Source organism: Streptomyces hundungensis (genome assembly GCF_003627815.1).
In the GTDB taxonomy this organism is placed as follows: domain Bacteria; phylum Actinomycetota; class Actinomycetes; order Streptomycetales; family Streptomycetaceae; genus Streptomyces; species Streptomyces hundungensis_A.
In genome coordinates, this window is sequence record NZ_CP032698.1 from 1,971,149 (window position 1) to 1,989,960 (window position 18,812).

The 18,812-nt window shown below is 72.5% G+C and carries 14 protein-coding genes; 4 read left to right on the forward strand and 10 right to left on the reverse strand.

Annotated features, from left to right (window positions below; translation table 11 throughout):
- Window positions 1–125: 125 nt before the first annotated feature.
- Window positions 126–2,426: an FG-GAP repeat domain-containing protein gene (locus DWB77_RS08790; protein WP_120720715.1), complete on the forward strand. Its 2,301-nt coding sequence runs from the start codon at window positions 126–128 to the stop codon at window positions 2,424–2,426.
- 82 nt (window positions 2,427–2,508) lie between these two features.
- Here the strand turns inward: DWB77_RS08790 and asnB are convergent, their stop codons facing one another.
- The 4 genes from asnB to rsgA all read right to left on the reverse strand — a co-directional run bounded on the left by asnB (window position 2,509) and on the right by rsgA (window position 8,770).
- Window positions 2,509–4,347, reverse strand: a complete 1,839-nt coding sequence (gene asnB / locus DWB77_RS08795) for an asparagine synthase (glutamine-hydrolyzing) (protein WP_120720716.1) — start codon at window positions 4,345–4,347, stop codon at window positions 2,509–2,511.
- Between the two features lie 180 nt (window positions 4,348–4,527).
- Window positions 4,528–5,628 carry a calcium:proton antiporter gene (locus tag DWB77_RS08800; protein ID WP_246033468.1) on the reverse strand — a complete coding sequence of 367 codons (1,101 nt, stop codon included), beginning with the start codon at window positions 5,626–5,628 and terminating at the stop codon, window positions 4,528–4,530.
- Window positions 5,629–5,683: 55 nt separating this feature from the next.
- The gene (locus DWB77_RS08805) at window positions 5,684–7,054 is read right to left on the reverse strand and encodes a bifunctional transcriptional activator/DNA repair enzyme AdaA (RefSeq protein ID WP_120720717.1); all 1,371 of its coding nucleotides are present in this window, start codon (window positions 7,052–7,054) and stop codon (window positions 5,684–5,686) included.
- Between the two features lie 567 nt (window positions 7,055–7,621).
- Window positions 7,622–8,770, reverse strand: coding sequence for a ribosome small subunit-dependent GTPase A (gene rsgA, locus DWB77_RS08810; protein ID WP_120720718.1), 1,149 nt, complete (start codon window positions 8,768–8,770; stop codon window positions 7,622–7,624).
- A 283-nt stretch (window positions 8,771–9,053) separates the two neighbouring features.
- Here rsgA and DWB77_RS08815 point away from each other — a divergent pair, with 283 nt between their 5' ends.
- Complete coding sequence (locus tag DWB77_RS08815) at window positions 9,054–10,232, forward strand: cytochrome P450 family protein (protein ID WP_120720719.1); 1,179 nt, start codon at window positions 9,054–9,056, stop codon at window positions 10,230–10,232.
- Window positions 10,233–10,251: 19 nt separating this feature from the next.
- Here the strand turns inward: DWB77_RS08815 and DWB77_RS08820 are convergent, their stop codons facing one another.
- The 5 genes from DWB77_RS08820 to DWB77_RS08840 all read right to left on the reverse strand — a co-directional run bounded on the left by DWB77_RS08820 (window position 10,252) and on the right by DWB77_RS08840 (window position 15,730).
- A complete protein-coding gene (locus tag DWB77_RS08820) occupies window positions 10,252–11,520 on the reverse strand; it encodes a phosphodiester glycosidase family protein (RefSeq protein ID WP_246033469.1) in 1,269 nt (422 codons plus the stop codon).
- Window positions 11,521–11,630: 110 nt separating this feature from the next.
- The gene (locus DWB77_RS08825; RefSeq protein ID WP_120720720.1) at window positions 11,631–13,601 is read right to left on the reverse strand and encodes an ABC transporter ATP-binding protein; all 1,971 of its coding nucleotides are present in this window, start codon (window positions 13,599–13,601) and stop codon (window positions 11,631–11,633) included.
- Window positions 13,602–13,607: 6 nt separating this feature from the next.
- Window positions 13,608–14,399: a hypothetical protein gene (locus DWB77_RS08830; RefSeq protein WP_120720721.1), complete on the reverse strand. Its 792-nt coding sequence runs from the start codon at window positions 14,397–14,399 to the stop codon at window positions 13,608–13,610.
- A complete protein-coding gene (locus tag DWB77_RS08835) occupies window positions 14,393–14,971 on the reverse strand; it encodes a hypothetical protein (protein ID WP_162952481.1) in 579 nt (192 codons plus the stop codon). The genes DWB77_RS08830 and DWB77_RS08835 overlap by 7 nt, the downstream gene beginning before the upstream one ends.
- A gap of 12 nt (window positions 14,972–14,983) precedes the next feature.
- On the reverse strand, window positions 14,984–15,730 hold the full coding sequence (locus DWB77_RS08840) for a hypothetical protein (RefSeq protein ID WP_120720723.1): 747 nt from the start codon (window positions 15,728–15,730) through the stop codon (window positions 14,984–14,986).
- Window positions 15,731–15,964: 234 nt separating this feature from the next.
- Between DWB77_RS08840 and DWB77_RS08845 the strand changes: the two genes are divergently transcribed.
- Both DWB77_RS08845 and DWB77_RS08850 read left to right on the forward strand, forming a co-directional pair.
- On the forward strand, window positions 15,965–16,360 hold the full coding sequence (locus tag DWB77_RS08845; RefSeq protein ID WP_120720724.1) for a hypothetical protein: 396 nt from the start codon (window positions 15,965–15,967) through the stop codon (window positions 16,358–16,360).
- The gene (locus DWB77_RS08850) at window positions 16,357–17,568 is read left to right on the forward strand and encodes a radical SAM protein (RefSeq protein ID WP_120720725.1); all 1,212 of its coding nucleotides are present in this window, start codon (window positions 16,357–16,359) and stop codon (window positions 17,566–17,568) included. The genes DWB77_RS08845 and DWB77_RS08850 overlap by 4 nt, the downstream gene beginning before the upstream one ends.
- A gap of 87 nt (window positions 17,569–17,655) precedes the next feature.
- Here the strand turns inward: DWB77_RS08850 and DWB77_RS38800 are convergent, their stop codons facing one another.
- Complete coding sequence (locus tag DWB77_RS38800) at window positions 17,656–18,549, reverse strand: LuxR C-terminal-related transcriptional regulator (RefSeq protein WP_120720726.1); 894 nt, start codon at window positions 18,547–18,549, stop codon at window positions 17,656–17,658.
- Window positions 18,550–18,812: the final 263 nt, after the last annotated feature.

Consider the following 18,812-nt stretch of genomic DNA (forward strand, 5'->3'; position numbering starts at 1 on the left):
ACAGGCCCTGGGCGCCCGGTTGTTAGGATTTTGTGCACCAACCGCGGGGGGATTCCGTTGATTGTGGGGGATTCGCGTTCTCCGGTTGCCCTCCTGCCTACGTATCGCCAGCGCCAGGAGAGCACGTGCACCCTTCCGCCCCACCGAGCAGGACCCGATCGCCTCGTTCGACCGGGGGGTCGCGTCGGCTCGTCACCGCGGCGACCCTGCTCGCCCTGGCGGTGACCGCCGGACCGTTCGCTTCGCCCGCCGTGGCCGCCCCGCCGGCGGTGCCCACCGCGTCCGGCGCCGCAACGGCTCCCCACGCGGCGACGTTCAAGATCGCCGCCGACGCGCAGGTCCTGAGCGCGGGCCGGACCGGTTTCCTGTCCCTCGCGAAGTCGGGAAGCGGACACGACCTGCTGTGGACGCGGTACGCCGACGGACAGACGACGGTGGTGGTGAAGGACGCGCCCTCGTACGCGTCCCTGCCCGCGTTCCACGGGGCCTCGTCGGACATGGTGGCGCTCAGGGACGACGCCGGCACCAAGGTCACCCTGCTCGACATGACCACCGGGACGTCGAACGTCATCGACCTCGCCCCGTACGACTACTTCTACCTGGGCACGGTCGGTTCGCACGTCCTCGCGTCCAAGCAGATCGGTGACACCGTGGAGCCCCACGTCCTGGACGTCGTGGACCAGAAGGTGACCGACCGGGTCATCACCGGCCTGCCCGCAAGCGCCCGGGAGGTCGACGTGGAGGCGGGGTCGGGCGACTTCGCCGCGCTGCGCTACTCGACTTCCTCGACCAGCAGCGAGTTCTTCGACTACGTCGCGGCCGATCTGTCCTCGGCCAAGGCGGTCCCCGGAAACAGCATGCTGGGCGGTTACATCACGAAGGCCGCCGTGTCCCCCACCCATCTGGCGCTGGTCGGCGGCCTGTTCACGAGCGACACCTCGTCGTCGGTACGGACCATGGAGCTCGGCGGGGACCAGAAGCGCTGGAACATGAACCTGGACCACAAGCAGGGGGACGGGCTGGTGGGACTGGTCGGCGGCTGGTCCCTGTACGGCGCGAGCCGCACGCTCAACGAGGGGAACGACCTCACGGATTCGGCGCTGCACGCCACGCCGATCGGCGGTGGCACGGAGCGCACGGTCATGGACCACGCGAGCTCCCTCGCGCCCGCCCCGGACGGGAGCCTCCTCGTGATGGGCGGCACGGCCGCCGAAGGCGAAGGCCTCTACCGGGTCGTCACCGGGTCCGACAGGGCGCCGGTCGCCCAACTCCTGTCGGGCACCGGCCACCCCACGAAGCTCATCGTGGAGGAATCGCAGGTCCCGGCGGTGGCCGCGCTCGACAAGGCCCCGTGGCGCCCGAAGTGGCGGCTGACGCACAACAACACCGATGTGACCGTCACCCTGCGCCACACCGCGTCCGGCGCCCAGCGCGAGATCGAGCTCCGGGTCGACCCCGCCCAGTGGGAGTCGACGGATCCCGCCTGGCGCGAGCTCGACTGGGACGGCCTGATGGGGCCCTCCTACTCCCCGAACACGGCCGCCCCCAACGGCGGTTACACCTGGACCCTGGCGGCCAAGCCCCGTAACGGCATAGGCCCCGACCTGGTGCGGAGCGGCGCCTTCACGGTGTCCCGCAAGGCCACCCCGCACGACTTCACGGACAACGGCTCTCCGGACCTGCTGATCCGCGACGGCCTGGGCACCCTCCAGCGCAGGGACACCTACCGCGAGCCGGGGACCGGGAAGCTCAAGGGCGGCGAAGCAGCCACCATCGGCTCCGACTGGGACATCTACAACCAGGTCACGGCCGTCGGTGACGTGGCCGGTGGCCCCGTGGGCGACGTCGTGGCCCGGGACAAGTCCGGCATCCTGTGGCTGTACCTCGGCAAGGGCGACGGCACCCTCGACACCCGGGTGAGGATCGGATCGGGCTGGGGTGAGTACAACCAGCTCACGGGCGGCGGCGACGTCAGCGGCGACGGCCGCAGCGACCTGCTGGCCCGGGACTCCCACGGGGTGCTGTGGCTGTACAAGGGCAACGGCAACTGGCGGGCCCCGTTCGCTCCCCGTGTGAAGGCCGGCACCGGCTGGGACATGTACAACCAGGTCACGGCGGTCGGCGACGTGGCAGGAGGGCCCGGCGGCGACCTCGTGGGCCGGGACAAGGACGGCGTCTCGTGGCTGTACCTCGGCAAAGGCGACGGCACCTTCGAGTCCCGGGTGAGGATCGGCGCGGGCTGGGGTGAGTACACCCAGACGGTCGGCATCGGCGACTGTGACGGCGACGGCAGGGCCGATGTGTTCGTCACCACATCCACCGGCGACTCGTACGTCTACCGCGGTACGGGCAACTGGCGGGCCCCGTTCGCGCCGCGCGAGGCGACCGGCCTGTACCCGCTGTCGTTCGACGAGACCATCAGCTAGCACCGGACGTCGGCGGGTGCCGGGCGGGGTGTCGTGTCCACCCCGCCCGGCCCTGCCGGCAGCCGCGTCGCGGACGGCCTTGCTACGCCAGTTTCAGCTCCGGCTTGTACAGGTCGAGCCAGATCGCCAGGTCCAGGGAGTACTCCAGATCCCGGCGCGAGGCCCTGGGGATCTGCGGGGCGCTCGCCTCGGTGGCCCGGCGCAGCCCGTCCCGGTCGATGAGGTCGAAGACCGGGTGGGAGGTCCGGGCCAGCAGGTCCTTGGCGTGGCCCTGGAGGACGGTGACGTACTCGGGGTCCTGCGTGGAGGGGTAGGGGCTCTTGACCCGGTCGTACACGGACCGCGGGATGACGTCCCGGGTCGCCTCGCGCAGCAGGCTCTTCTCACGGCCGTCGAAGGACTTGAGGGACCAGGGCGCGTTGTAGACGTACTCGACGAGGCGGTGGTCGCAGAACGGCACCCGCACCTCAAGGCCGACGGCCATGCTCGCGCGGTCCTTGCGGTCGAGCAGCACGCGCACGAAGCGGGTCAGGTGCAGGTGGCTGCTCCTGCGCATCCGGTACTCGAAGTCGCTTTCGCCGTCGAGGCGTTGGACGCCGGCGACGGCGGTGTTGTAGGAGTCCTTGACGTAGGCGGGAACGTTCAGCGCGGCCGAGAGCTCCGGGCGCAGCAGGTCGGAGTCGCCGAACTGCTCGACGAAGTTCACGAGCCAGGGGAAGGTGTCGGCGCTGCGGGCGTCCTCGTCGAAGAATTGCTTGTAGCCGCCGAAGACCTCGTCCGCGGACTCACCGGACAGGGCGACCGTGGAGTGTTCGCGGATCGCCTTGAACAGCTGGTAGAGCGAGGCGTCCATGTCGCCGAAGCTGATGGGGAGGTCGCGGGCGCGGATCACCTTGGCCCGCACCTCCGGGTCGGCGAGGGACCGGGCGTCCAGCACGATGTCCTGGTGGAGGGTGCCGGAGGCGCGGGCCACGTCGTGGACGTAGGGGGTGTCGGGGGTCCCGCGCAGGTCGTCGGCGACGAAGTTCTCGGTCTGGCCGACGAAGTCCACGGCGAAGCTGTGCACCTTCTCGTCCACCTCGCCGAGCTGGCGGGCGGCTATCGCGGTGAGCGCCGAGGAGTCGAGGCCGCCCGAGAGCAGCATGCAGCGCGGCACGTCGGCGACGAGCTGGCGCCGCACGATGTCGTCGAGCAGTTCGCGGACGCGGGCGACGGTGGTGGCGCGGTCGTCTTCGTGCGGCCGGGTTTCGAGCTTCCAGTAGGTGTGGGTGCGCAGGCCGCCTCGGTCGACGGTGACGACGGTGCCGGGCTCGACCTCCTTCATGCCGTCCCATACGGCGTGGCCGGGGGTCTTGACCAGGGTTAACAGCTCGCGCAGGCCGTCGAGCGAGACGGAGCGCCGGGCGAGCGGGTTGGCGAGGATCGCCTTGGGCTCGGAGCCGAAGAGGACGCCGTCGGGGGTCTCGTAGTAGTAGAAGGGCTTGATGCCCATGCGGTCGCGGATCATCACGAGCCGCTGGACGCGCTCGTCCCAGATGGCGAAGGCGTACATGCCGTTGAGTCGTTCGGCGACGGCCTCGCCCCACTCCAAGTAGCCGTGCAGGACGACCTCGGTGTCGGAGTCGGTGTGGAACCGGTGCCCGCGGGAGGCGAGTTCGGCCTTGAGCTCGGTGAAGTTGTAGGCCTCGCCCGAGTAGACGAGGGCGACGGTCTTGCCGTCGGCTTCGACCGTCATGGGCTGGCGCCCGCCCGGAAGGTCGATGATCGCGAGCCTGCGGTGGCCGAGGGCGGCGGGTCCGCCGGCCCAGACGCCGCGGTCGTCGGGGCCTCGGCACTCCATCGTCTCGGTCATCGCGTCCAGGGTTTCCCGTTCGGCGCGCAGTTCACGATCGAAGGAGATCCAGCCGGTGATGCCACACATGGTTCCTCCTGGTTCACCTCTCCGGCCGGAGGGGGACGTGCCGTCGACCGAAGCGGATGTAATGGGCAACTATTTAGCTTCGATCGTGTGGTGCGGAGGTATGGGGCGTCAACGGGGTGAGGGGTGAAATGGCTTGTAAATGGGGGTTGTTGGCGGTCGGCGGGGGTTTTCCGAGTTGGGTTACGGGCTGACCGCGAGGACGATGTACGCGGCGAACAAGGAGAGGTGCACCCCGCCCTGCATCAGGGTGGCGCGGCCCGGTACGACGGTGAGGATGCCGACCGCCACGGTCAGCGCGAGCAGCACCATGTGGCTGGCGCCCAGGCCGAGGACGAGCGGCCCGGACAGCCAGATCGTGGCGAGAGCGACGGCCGGAATGGTGAGGCCGATGCTCGCCATGGCCGAGCCGAGCGCCAGGTTGAGGCTGGTCTGCACGCGGTCGCGACGGGCCGCGCGCACCGCCGCGATGGTCTCGGGAAGCAGCACGAGCAGCGCGATGACGACGCCGACGACCGAGGCGGGCAGCCCCGCCGCGGCCACCCCCCGCTCGATGGTGGGCGAGACGCCCTTGGCCAGGCCCACCACCGCGACGAGCGCCACCCCGAGCAGGATGACGCTGGTCCAGGCGGTGCGTGCGGAGGGCGGGTTGGCGTGCGCATCGTCCCGCATCACCTCGCCCTGCTGGGTGACCGGCAGGAAGTAGTCGCGGTGGCGCACCGTCTGGGTCGCCACGAAGAGCCCGTACAGGAACACCGACGCGATCGCCGCGAAGATCAGCTGGGCGGGCGAGAACTCCGGGCCCGGCTTGCTGGTGGTGAAGGTCGGCAGGGCGAGACTGAGGCCCGCCAGCGTGGTGACCGTCGCGAACGCGGTGACGGTGCCCTCGGCGTTGAAGACGGCCAGTCGGCGCCGCACGGCGCCCACCAGGAGGCACACCCCGACGATGCCGTTGCAGGTGATCATCACGGCGGCGAAGACGGTGTCGCGGGCGAGCGAGGCGCTCTTGTCGCCGCCGTCCGACATCAGGGTGACGATCAGGGCGACCTCGATGATGGTCACCGCGACCGCGAGCACGAGCGACCCGAACGGTTCGCCCACCCGGTGCGCCACCACCTCCGCGTGGTGCACCGCCGCGAGCACCGCGCCGGCCAGGAAACACGCGACCAGCGCGACGAGCACGCCGGGCAGCGAACGGCCCCACGTCAGCGCGAGCAGCACGACGGCGAGCGGCGGCATCACCGCCGACCAGCGGTCCAGGGGCAGGCGCGCGAGACGGATCATGCCTTCGACGTTCTCAGAAGTGGCGGCGCCCCGCCCGTCGGACCACGGCGTCGGACTACCGCCGCCCGGCCGCCGCGACCGCCAGGTGGCGGCGCGCGTAGGAGCGCCAGGGCCGCCAGGCGTCCCGGTCCGCTGGGCCCACGTCCGGGTCGCCGAGCGCCCGCGTACGGATCACCTGGACGGTCTCCTCGTCCATGCCGGGCAGGGTGCGCAGCACGCGGGCGGCCTCGTCGCGGTCGGCGCCGGCGTCCAGGCGCAGGGTGGCGTCGGCGAGCGCGGTCGCCAGGGCGGCGAGGTGCGGATCGGGGTGGGGGGCGAGCGTGGCGGAGTCCGGGAACAGATGGGTGAGCGTGCCGCAGGGCACGTCGAGCCGTTTGCCGTACGTCTCGACGAGGCCCGCCGCGCGCTGCTGCCCGATCAGCGCCCGCACCGCGCACTCCTCGGGGTCGGCCGCCCCCGGCGAGCGAAGCCCTGGGGTGCGGGCGACGAGCGGGGCGAGACGGGGGTCGGCGCCGAGCCGCTCGTCGACGGCGTACGGGTCGGCGTCCAGGTCGAACAGGCGGCGCAGGCGCTGGACGGCGGTGGTCAGATCGCGCAGGTCGGTGAGGTGGATCCGGGCGTCCAGCCAGCCCTGGCGGGCCGCGGTGTGTGCGGGTGCGGCCTCGTCGACGGCCACGACGGCGGTGCCGTGGGGCAGGCCCAGGGTGCGGCGGTAGGTGCGGGCTCCGCTCGCGCCGGCGACCTCCTCGACGTGCTCGACGGCCTCGGCGGCCAGCAGGTCGAAGGTCTCCTTCACCGCGTACGCGCCCCGGTGGGCGAGCCGCAGCGGGATCCCGGCCGCGGCCGCGACACCGGCTCTGGTGGCCCGGGTGCCGGCCTCCTCACGCAGGCCGCTGGGCGTACGGGCGTAGATCTGCCGGATCGTGTCGTTGAACTGGCGCACGCTCGCGAAGCCCGAGGCGAACGCGATCTCGGTCACCGGGAGCGAGGTGGTCTGGAGCAACACCCTTGCCGCGTGGGCGCGTTGGGCCCGGGCGAGCGCGACCGGGCCCGCGCCCACCTCCGCGGTGAGCTGGCGCTGCACCTGGCGGGCGCTGTAGCCCAGCCGGGTCGCCAGACCCGGCACGCCCTCCCGGTCCACCACGCCGTCCCCGATCATGCGCATGGCCCGGCCCACGACGTCGGCCCGCGCGTTCCACTCGGCGGAGCCGGGCACGGCGTCCGGGCGGCAGCGGCGGCACGCGCGGAAGCCGTGGTTCTGGGCGGCGGCGGCGCTCGGGAAGAACCGGACGTTCTTGCGGCGGGGGGTGACGGCGGGGCAGCTCGGGCGGCAGTAGATGCCGGTCGTCGCGACGGCGAAGAAGAACTCGCCGTCGAACCGGGCGTCCCTGCTGGTGACCGCCTCGTACGCGGCGTCGTGGTCCATCACGTCTTCCAGTGTGCGGGGTCCCCTGCCGGGCGGCTGGCGGCTTTCGGACCCCGCCCCCCTTCCCTGGGGCTCCGCCCCAGACCCCGGGCACCTCGCCCACCCACCCGCCCGTTACGGGGGTTGGATAGCCCCGGGTCCCTGGGGCTCTGCCCCAGACCCCGTTCGCGCCTTAAGGGCGCTCGTCCTCAATCGCCGGACAGGCTGAGGTGCTGGCCAGCACCGAATAGTTAAGGGGCGCGAGGAACTGCGCGAGAAGCCAGCACGGTCCGCAGGTTCGAGAGGGTTTAGGGGCGCGAGGAACTGCGCGACCAGCCACCCACGGCCCGCAGACGAAAACGGGTCTCCAGGGGCGCGAGGAACTGCGCAAAAGCGACCACGGCCCGCAGGTTCGAGAGGGTTTAGGGGCGCGAGGAACTGCGCGACCAGCCACCCACGGCCCGAGGACGAAAAGCGGGTTTCTAGGGGCGCGGGGAACTGCGCGACCAGCCCCGCACGGTCCGCAGCCGTAAGGGGGTGCAGGGGTGCGGGGGCAAGGGCCTCCCCCAGCAGCCCGCACCCCGCACCTCAAGACACTCCGCGCCCCCGCTTGAGCACTCCGTTCGCCCGCCCCTCCGCCCCCCGCAACCTCCACTCCCTCCGAAGCTCCGCCCGCACCCGCGCATCCGTCTTCGCCACGATCCGCTGGTTCTCGCGCAGCAGCTTGCGGTAACTGTCCAGGCGGCGTTCCGACAGGGAGCCGTCCTCGATGGCCGCCAGCACCGCGCAGCCCGGTTCCGCCTGGTGGGCGCAGTCGTGGAAGCGGCAGTCCGTGGCCAGTTCCTCGATCTCGGCGAAGACCTGGCCGACGCCGGACTCCGCGTCGTACAGGCCGACACCCCGCAGCCCGGGGGTGTCGATGAGGACGCCCCCGCCGGGCAGCACCAGCAGGTTGCGGGTGGTCGTGGTGTGGCGGCCCTTGCCGTCCACGTCGCGGATGGCCTGCACCACCATCACCTCCGCGCCGAGCAGCGCGTTGGCGAGCGTGGACTTGCCCGCGCCGGACTGCCCGAGCAGCACGCTGGTGCCGCCCGCGACGACCGCGGCGAGGATGTCGATGCCCTCGCGGGTGGTCGCGCTGACCGGCAGGACCTGCACCCCGGGCGCGGCCGTTTCGACGTCCCGGACGAGGTAGGAGAGCCCGACCGGGTCGGGGACCAGGTCGGCCTTGGTGAGTACGACGAGCGGCTGGGCGCCCGATTCCCAGGCCAGCGCCAGGAAACGCTCGATGCGGCCGAGGTCGAGTTCGACGGCGAGCGACACCGCGATGATCGCGTGGTCGACGTTGGCCGCCAGGATCTGCGCCTCGGACCGGTTGGAGGAGGTGCTGCGCACGAACGCGGTGCGGCGCGGCAGATACGCCCGCACGAAGCGCGGGTCGCCGCCCGGTTCGACGACGGCCCAGTCACCGGTGCAGATCACCCGCATCGGGTCGTGCGGGGTGACGTACGCGGTGTCGGCGCGCAGGGTGCCGTCGGCGGTCGCCACGTCGCACTGGCCGCGGTCGACCCGGACGACCCGGCCGGGCACCAGGCCCTGCTCGGCGTACGGGGTGAACTCGGCGGCCCAGGCGTCGTCCCAGCCGTACGCGGCGAGCGGGCGCGACGGGGCGGAGGTGTTGAACCCCGAGGTGCCGAAGGCGGAGGTGTTGAACGGGGTGGAGAACGAGGAAGACAAGGGGGACCCTTCGAAGGGCGGTCCCGGCGGCGCGCTGTGGGCGCGCGGTACGCGTGGGTGTCAGCCGGAGACCACAGGGGTGGGAACGATGAACTCCTGAATGCGGGCAGTGCCCGTCACCATGACCGTCATCAATGTCCTCACCTCCTGCTTCTGCTCAACGAACCGACCCCGCTCGCCGTCGCGCGAGCGGATGAGCACAACCCTAGCCACGCCCCCGGCACGGCACCACCGAATTAATCGGCCCCGGCAAGGCCCTTCGGCGCGGTGGGAGCCTGGGGGCATGAACGACCCGACGCAGGACCCCCGCTTCCACCAGGACCCCTATCCCGCGTACGCCGCCCTGCGGTCCAGGTGCCCGGTGCAGCGCCTCGCCAACGGGCCCGACGGGCGCGCCAGTTATGTGGTCACCGGCTACGCGGAGGCCCGCGAGGCGCTCGCGGACGCTCGGCTGTCGAAGGACACGGCGGCCTTCTTCGCGGGCAAGGGTTCGTCGCGGCGCCTGCATCCCGCGGTGGCGCGGACCATGCTGGCCAGCGATCCGCCCCGGCACACCCGGCTGCGCAAGCTGGTCACGAAGGCGTTCACCACGGGTGCCGTGGCGGAGCTGCGTCCGTTCATCGCCCACGTCACCGACGAGTTGCTGGATCGGTGGCCGGTGGGCCAACAGGCCGACTTCGTGGCCGACTTGGCGGTTCCTCTGCCGGTCGCCGTGATCTGCGAGCTGCTCGGGGTGCCGCAGGACGACCGGCCGGATGTGCGGCGCTGGTCCGGGGAGCTGTTCGCGGCGGGACGACCCGACGTCATCGACGCGGCCTCGCATGCGCTCGCCGACTACATGACCAACCTCATCGCCGCGAAGCGCCTGCGCCCGGGGGAGCGTCTTCTCGACCGGCTCATCGCGGCGCGGGACGGCGACGACCGCCTGTCGGAGGAGGAGTTGGTCTCCCTCGCCGTGCTGCTCCTCGTGGCCGGGCACGAGACCACCACCCACTTCCTCGGCAACGCCGCCCTCGCGCTGCTCCGGCACCCCGCCGCACTCGACCGTCTCCGGGCGGATCCGGACGGGATCCGGACCCTGCTGGACGAGCTGCTCCGGTACGACTCCCCCGTCAGTACGGCCACGTTCAGGTTCACCACCGAGGCCGTCACGCTCGGCGGTACGGACATTCCCGCCGGTGTCCCCGTCCTGGTCGCGCTCGGAGCGGCCAACCGCGACCCGCGGCGGTTCCCGTCGCCGGACCTGCTCGACCGGGACCGGGACGCCGCCGGACATCTCGGCTTCGGCCACGGCATCCACCGCTGCGTCGGCGCTCCCCTGGCCCTGGCCGAGGCCGAGATCGCGCTGCGCGCGGCCCTGGTGCGCTTCTCCCGCCTCCGGCTCGCCGTGGCGTTCGAGCGGCTCCAGTGGCGGCGCACCCGGCTGGTGCGCGGGCTGACCTCGCTGCCCGTCCTCACGTAACCGCTCGGCGCTTTCCGTATCAGTGGTGGTAGATGGCGATGCCGTTGGGGACGCGCCGTTGCTGGCCGTGGTCGAGCGTGTTGCGTACGGTCGTGCGGCCCGTCGCGGGGTCGCGGGTGACGAGCGTGGTGGAGGCGCCGCCGTCGAGGAAGACGCCCTCGTCGCACCGCAAGGACGCCAGGAATCGGGCGAGTTCGGCGACGGTGAGCCCGGTGGCGGTGGATTCGCGGCCGTCGGTGGCCACCAGGCGCAGCAGATGCCCGTCGTCGGCGATCGCGGCGGCGGTCCGTGGCTCCGCGGTGACGTCGTCCAGGCCGGGCAGCGGCGCCCGGTCCTTGAGGAGCGGGTAGGCGCCGAGGGCGAAGTCGAACGGGGTGACACCGGTCGAGTCGAAGCGGTAGTCGACCGAGACGGGCGTGCCGGGCGTCAGGGAGCGCAGGGCCCGCGCGCCCTGTTCGCGCCCGAGCAGGACGAGCGAGCCGGCCGGGACGGGGCCGCTGCCCGGGGTCGTGGCGGTGTCGGCGACGCGCCCGTCGCGGACGGTGACCTCGAAGGTGTCGCGGGTGCAGGGCGCGGCGCGTTTGTGGTCGGTTCCGCAGGCCGCTCGCGCGCGCGAGACGCTGCCCCAGTCCGGGTTGAAGACCCCGATGGAGCCTTCGGGAAGGGCGTACTGGTTGAGGCCTTTGAGCGCCAACGAGCCTTGTGGGGGGTGGAGTTGACCGTTCAGGGTGAGGCGGGCGGTGCGGGCGCGGCCGTCCTGGCCGACACCCAGGACGTCCTCGCCGGACGCGCCGGCCGGCATCTTCCAGCCGAACCGCTGGCCTTGGGGCACCGCCCCCTTCAGGGGCTGCCCGTGCAGGACGGCGGCGCCTGACGCCGAACCGGTGGCGGCGACGCCGGGGTGCTCCGCTTCGGTCATGTTGAAGAAGTCGCCGTTGATGGCGGCGACCGCCCCCTGCTGCTCGGCCATGGCGGACACCGGTGCCCGGCCGGTGACCGTGCCGGCGTGCAGCAGACCGGCCCCCACTCCGGCGTGGCGCAGGTCGACGGTCACCACGTGGACCCTGCTCGGGCCGTGGCCGGTCGTCAGGGTGAGGGCCTGGTAGTCGACCCCCGGGGCGATGTGCTCGACGGCCGGGTCGATGTGCTGGAGGGCCGGGGCGATGTGCTGGAGGGCCGGGTCCCGCGCCGCGTCCGTGGCCCGTGCGGGGCGGCCGGCACCGACGGTGAGGGTCGTGGTGAGCGTGAGCAGGAAGACGGCGGCGACAGCGATGCGAACCCGGTTCATGCCGCCACCGTGGTGCCGGTGCGGGACGCGGCTCGGGAGGCGCGCGTGCCGGTCGCCCGGCGACACCCGCGCGGGCGCACCCCGCGTGGCGCCGCTGAAGCGCGCGACGGTCAACGGCACGTCTCGTCCTCGGGGGCGTACTGGTTCGCCTGGAGGTGGTAGAGCTCGGCGTAGAGCCCGCCGGCCGCCAACAGGTCGGCGGGCGCGCCGGATTCGACCAGGCGGCCCTCGTCCAGTACGTGGACGAGGTCGGCGTGGCGCACGGAGGCGAGCCGGTGGGTGATCAGGAGGACCGTGCTGCCGTCCTCGGCGAGGGAGCGGATCTCGTCGAAGATCTGTAGTTCCGCCCGGGCGTCGAGCGCTGCGGTCGGCTCGTCGACGATGAGGATCTGGCCCGGCCGGCCGGCGGCCCGGTAGGCGGCGCGGCCGAAGCCGAGCCGCTGCCACTGTCCGCCGGACAGTTGGTGGCCGCCGCGGAACCCCCGGGCGAGCAGGGTGTCCAGACCGCGGGGCAGTCCGGCGACGAGGTCCTCGGCCCCGGCGTGGCGCAGGGCGCGCTCGACGTGCTCGTCGTGTGCGGGGGCCTCGGGGCGGCCGATGAGGACGTTGACCCGCGCGGTGAAGGCCCAGCGGGTGAAGTCCTGCGCGACCATCGCCACCCGGTCGGTCAGCTGCCGCCGGTCGGCCAGGGCGGCATCGACGTCGTCCCACAGGATGCGGCCGCGCTGCGGGGCGTAGAGGCCGGCCAGGAGCCTGGCCAGGGTGGTCTTGCCCGAACCGTTGCTGCCGACCAGCGCGACGATCCGTCCGGTGGGCAGGGTGAGCGTCACGTCGTCCAGGGCCGGCGTCCCCTCCCCCGGGTAGGTGAACGTCACCTGCTCGAAGCGGATCAGGCGCGGCGCCTCGGGCAGCGCCACACCTCCCGGCGCCCGGGTGCGCCGCTCGGCCTCCTCACACAGGCGCTCCAAGTCGCCGACGAACAGGGCCTGTTCATGGAGGGCGTTGACCTCCAGGGCGAGCGTGGTGAGGCTGGCCGAGCCGGTGCGGATGGCGATCACGGCGGTGCCGGCGACGGACAGAGCCATCGCCCCGCCGAGGAGCAGGGCGCCCAAAGTCGCGTAGGTGGCGGCGGTTGCGACGCCGATCCACCCGGCGGCGATCAGTCCCGTACGGGCTTCGAGCCGGGCCAGCCGGGACTGTTCCGCCTCGGCGGATTCGGCGAGGGCGCGGAAGTGGCGCAGCAGGAACGGGCCGACGCCGTGCACCCGGATCTCGGGCGCGGCACCGGCGTCGGTCAGCATCTGTCCGATGAGCGCGCCCGCCCGGGTGTGCTGGGTCCAGGCGTGGAAGGACAGATAGCGACGGCGGGCGGTGGTGAGCGCGCTCCAGGAGCCGGGCAGCGTCATGACGGTCAGCAGCGGCAGCAGGACGGGGTGCAGCACGGTGAGGACGCCCGCGGCGGTGACGAAGGAGATCGCGGCGCTGATGACGCGGTTGCCGATGCTCATCATGCGGCGCGCGGAGGACGCCCCGTAGCGCGCCGAATCGAGCAGCTTGTGGAACTGGTCGTCCTCGATGGCCGCCAGCTCGACCCGCGAGGCCCGTTCCAGGTAGACCTCGGTCGCCATCCGCTCGACCCGCGGTTCGAGGCGTCCGGTCGCGTACGTGGAAACGGCCCGCAGCAGCGCCCCGGCGGACAGACAGACGCCGACCGCGACGAGGGCGCCGAGCACGCCGCGCAGCCGCTCCTCCATGGTCCCGCCGGTCATCAGCCCGGCCAGCACGCGGTTGACAGCGAGCAGGCTCGCGGCCTGGGTGAGCCCCCGGCCCAGGTTGGCGGCGACGAGGCCGCGTGCGGCGCGCGGATCGGCACGCCACGCCAGCCGGAACCCCGAGGCGAGGAGCCGGGGCAGCCGTCTCAGCACGGCGCGCAGGTTCAGAGCCAGATAGGCCTCTTCGTGCTGGGACCAGCCGGTGTCGTAGCGCAAGGGGCCGCCGAACAGGAGCTGTTCGGAATCCGAGGGCCGCTGCGCGTCCTCGTCGGGCGCGGGGGCCGTGCGGTCACGGCGTGGTCGGCGCACGCGGGGTCAGCCGGTGAGGGCGGCGGCGGTGAACACCAGCGCCGGGTAGGCCCCGATGAACGCGAAGACGAACGTGGTGAGCCCCATGGTGAACGCGATGCCGAGGTGCAGGGCCGCGCCGGCGGCGAGCAGCCCCCAGCGCGGGGGCCCCGGCACGACGAGCGCGAGCCAGAAGGTGACCTCGAGGACCATCACGCCCCACGCCATGAGGGCGCCCACCCAGGGTCTGGCGCGCAGGAACGCGGCGATCCCCGGCGAGCCGTAGGAGTCGGTGGAGAGGATCTGGGCGAGGCAGGAGCCGTCGCGCCAGGTCGGCGAGACCAGTTTGGCCACTCCGGCGATGAGATAGCTCAGGATCAACTGGCCGGTGAGGAAGGCGAGGAAGAGCCGGCCCACCGTGCCGCCGACGGTCAGGGTGACGGCGGCGGTGAGCATGGCGAGGGCCGCCATCTGGTCCGCGCCGTCGGTGCCGTAGTCGCTGCGGTGCAGGCCGAGGAGGAGCGTGGTCAGCAGGACGCAGGCCACTACGGCCGAGCCGGGTGCGGACAGCGCGGCCACGGCCGGGGCGGCGAGGCCGGCGGCGCACTGCACCGCCAGCACCGCCCGGTAGCGGTCCCCCACGAAGAGGGCGCGCACCGCCGGCGGGCAGCGGTGCGGGTAGGCGCCGACCACCGCCCACGCCAGGGCGCCGCCCGCACCGAACTCGTGGCTCTGCCGCAGGTCGCGGCCGGCCGACACCGCGAGGCCCACTCCACAGACGGCCAGGATCGCGCGGGCCGTCTCGGTCTCGTTCAGCATGGGGTCCCTTCCCGCACGGCGCGCCGGCCCGGCCCGCCGTGCGCCACCGCGCCGCTGCCCGCCGCGCCCTTGAGGCGGTGCACGGCGGAGACGAAGACCACCTCGGGTTCCTCGTCGCGTCGGCTCGCGTGCGCGATGACGAACTCGAAGCTGACGGCGGTGGCGTCGTGCGGCGCCGTGGCCGCCCTGTTCAGGAGGAGGAGGTACGGGGTGCTGATCATCAACCGGGCGTCCCTGATCCGGGCGTCGGGCTCCTCGTCCCAGCCCGCTGCGGCCCGGCGCAGCAGCTGTGACGCCGCGTCGAACAGCGCCTTGCCGGGTCTGCCCCCCGCGCCGCCTTCCGGCAGGACGAGGCGCAGGGGGCCGACGGTGTCGTTGGCGAGGATGTCCCGGTACATCAGCACCTTGTCCTTCGTCGCCGGGTTGGGTGCGAAGAACGTCCAGGCGGGCAGGAGCGGGGCGAACCAGTCGGGGACGTGCCGCTGGGTGGCGGTGCCGATCCGGGGCAGCGCCGCCACCACGGTCAACAGCAGCCACCCGGCCAGTACGACGGCCACAAGCGCGGGGACCACGGGGGCGGCCCGCTAGTACGAGAAGTGGCGCCGGCGGGTCGCGAGCAGATCGGCCACCGCGGCCGCGGGCTCGCCCGACTCACCCGCGATCTCCGTGATCTCGCTCTGCGACAGCGCCGTCGCACTCTCGTCCCGGGCGTATCCGCCGCGCGCGTGCTTCTCGCGGACCGCCTCCTGCGCCGCCCGGCCGATGCCGTCGGTCAGCGCGTCCATCGCGGTCAGGGTCTGGCACGGCTGGGGCCGGCGCATGTGGACGTGGCGCTCCTCGGGATCCATGTCGTCGAGCAACTGCCGTTCCAGGCGCGTCAGTTCGGGTGCCCGGCGCATCAGCAGACAGGTGGTGCGGACCGCGGGGGTGCCGCCGTCGGTGTGCTCGACGATGCCGAAGTCGGCGTCCCGGATCGGGCCGCCGGTGTAGGGGAAGGTCAGCGTCCTGAACGGGACTCCGTGCGGGAGGGCCAGGCCGTGCGCCACCACATGGCCCGCGCACACCAGGTCGAAGGGTGTCGACGCGGCGGTCAACTCGGCGCCCGGATTGGGGTGTTGGGGTACGGCGGTGTCCCGGACGGCCTGCCAGTCGCCGTCGAGCGCGGCCGCGCGCAGCCGGTGCCACTCGGGCGCCGCGGCGTCTCCCACATAGATCACGACGGTTCCCGCCGGCGGCAGCAGGCCGCCGTCCGCCACTCCCGCCGCGTCGGTCGGCACGGTCACCACCTGCACGCTCTTGACCGCGGCCGCCGTTGTCGAAGCCAGCATCATGCCCATCTCCTGTCCCGGGCCGATCCCGGACCAGTGCCGGTCCGGGGCGGGTTCCTGTGCGTTCGCTGTGAACCCGGCGACCAGTCTCGCGGCGTGCCCCCGTCCTCGACACCCCCCGAATGTTGGGGGGTTGGCGCGGGCTTTCGTACCCCCTTTCCTGAGTTGCGTACGGCCCAAAAGGACCGGCGTCGAGGCGGAAGCACCACTGGACCGAGGAAGCGAGGAACGGCCGACATGGCTGAATCGAAGCGGGACATCAGGGAACCGGGATCGCACGAGCCGAACAGCCCCTCCCGGAGCGCCTATCTGCGGCTGCTCGCGCTGCAACGCGCGGGAGAGCCCACGGCGCCGGCGGGCGTCGAGGAGGCCGGGCAGCAGCCGGAACGGCTGGAGCGGCAGGCGATCGTCGACGAGTTGCGTCCGCCGGTACGCATGTGGCCCGACTACCCGGACTTCTGGGTCGAGAGCCCTCGCGGGGGCGGCCCCTGGCACGAGCGGTTCGGAGACAAGGGACCGCGTCGCTCGGGCTCCGTCGCCCGCCGCGGCGGTCAGGAACCCGCGCCGAGCCGGATGAGCGTCAGCGAGGCGTTTCTGCGGCTGAGGCTGACCTTGGGCGCCGAGCCCGCATGAGTGTCGACGCCTCCCCGCAGCGGGGGGAGGTGGGGGCGGCGGGGCGTGAGCCGATGCCGCCCTACCTCCAACTGGTCGTCAAGGTCTCGAAGTTCTGCAATCTGCGCTGTCGCTACTGCTACGAGTTCCCGTCCCTCGGCGACCGGGCCGCGATGACGGTGGAACAGGTCAGGAACATGATCCGGCACGTGGGCGAGTGGCTCGCGGACCAGCCGGGCAGAACCGCGGACTTCGTGTGGCACGGCGGCGAGCCCCTGCTCATGCCGCCCGACTTCTACCGCGAGGTCAAACGGGCCCAGGAGGAGTTCCTGGAGCCCGCCTCCATTCCGTACGGCAACTCCGTCCAGACCAACCTCTACCGGCTGACCGACGACGACCTCGCCCTGATGAGGGACGTCTTCGACGACGTGGGTGTCTCGGTGGACCTCGTGGGCGGCCAGCGGGTGAACGTCGCCGGCCGTCAGGCGCAGCCGCGGGTCCTCGCCCATATGCAGCGCCTCATGGACGAGGGCCTGAACTTCGGGTGCATCACCGTGCTCTCCCGCTCCACGGCGCCCCATGTCGCGGAGATCCACCGCTTCTTCGAGGACATGAACCTGGGCTTTCGGATGCTGCCGATCTACCGGACGGGCTATCCGGGGCAGCAGGCCGAGCACGAACTCTCGGCGCAGGAGATCGTCGAGGCGTTCAAGACGCTCACCGACCGGTGGCTGGTCTCGGACAGCTTCATCAACGTCGAGCCCATCGAAGGCTATGCGGCCCAGGTCGTCCACGCCCTGTCGGGCGCGGACAACCGTCGCTACTACGACAAGGAGCTCTCGGAGACCATCCTCGTCATCGACACGGACGGTTCGGTGTACTCCAACGGCGACGCCTACGACCCGGCGCTGTGCCACGGCAACATCTTCACCGACTCGCTCTCCTCGACGCGCCGCTCCGCCTCGTTCGCCGAGGCACTGCGCCAGTCGCGGCAGCGGGTCACGGACACCTGCACCGGCTGCCGCTTCCACGGCTCCTGTTCGGGCTTCTTCGCCGCGGAGTCCACGCCGGAACAGCGGTGGCGGGACCCCGCGACCGGCCTGTCCGTGTGCGGGGTGGTGCTGCCCGTTCAGGAGTACATCGAGGAGCGGCTCACGGCGCTCGGGCTCGTGGACGGCGTGACCCGCCGGCTCGACCGCGCCCTGCTGGAACGGCGGGCGCTGGACTGAACCACCCGGCACACAAGAGAACCGGCGGGTCGGAGCGCCGGGCGGGATCCGCGCGAGAGCGTGGGGCCGCCCGGCGCGCTCGTCGTGTTACTGCCGCAATCCGGCGATGAGCTCCTCGCGGCCGCCCGTGCCCGTCTTGCGGTAGACCGAGCGCAGATGGCCGGAGACCGTGTGCGGGGACATGCCGAGGAGCCGGGCGATGCGTTTGGTCGCGAGGCCCCCCAGGAGGCACTCGACGATGGCTTGCTCGCGCGGTGTGAACCCGTACCAGACGAAGATCGCCGGAAGGAGTTGCGAGGCGGGGGCGGACTGGAAGGTGATGACGATGTCCCCCTCCTCCTTCCCGTCGAGCAACTGCGCGTGCACCGCGACCCACCCCCCGCCGGTCGGGATCCTGCTGAGCGCGGTGGTGTGGGTGCGCCGGGTGAAGTAGGTGATGCCCCAGAGCAGATGGGGCAGTTCGTCGTCCTTGGCAGGCGGGGTCTCGGGGAGGAACTCGTGCAGCCAGGTGCGTGCCGTCGACGTCATGCCCTTGATCGTGTCGTCGGGGCCGATGACGATCACGCCGGGGAACAGTCCGCGCCGGCCCGGGCGCAGCGGTTTGCCGGCCACGTACTGCCGCAGGGCGGCCGAGAGCGGGCCCGCGAGCCGCTCGGCGCACCGGGCCTCCGCCTCCGAGAACGGGGTGCCGTCGCCTCCCCGCAGCAGGACCAGGCCGCCCCACACCCTCCCGCGCAGGGTCAGCGCGATGGGCAGCTCGCTTCCGGGCCCCTTCGAGGGCCGCAGGTCGTGGTGGAGGCAGCCGACGCCGGTGAGCGGATCGAGGCCGGCCAGCGTGTGGCCGTCGTGCGGCAGGAAAGGGTGGAGCAGCCGGGACAGCTCGGTGGCGAGCTCGGCCACGGTGGTGGCCCGGGCCGCGGCGGCCAGCAGTTGGCGCCGGAACTCTTCCGCCTCGGTGACGCTCCCACGGAGGTCAGGCATACCCCGCTCCCCCGGATTCTGGGATTCCCGCCTTCTGCGTGAGTCGCTCCGTATAGCTCTCCGGCCCAGCTCGGCCCATGCACGGCGCCACTCATGTGGGCGACGCGGGATCAGGACAGCTTGCCGGGGACGAACGCGCCGTCACCGGGCCCGCTTGCACCGGGCCCACCAGCGCCAACGCCCTCGGGCGATACGGCGAGGGCCACCACGGACGCCTCCTCCAGGAGGGCCCGCACGCCCGGCCCGGCCGCCCGGTAGAAGAT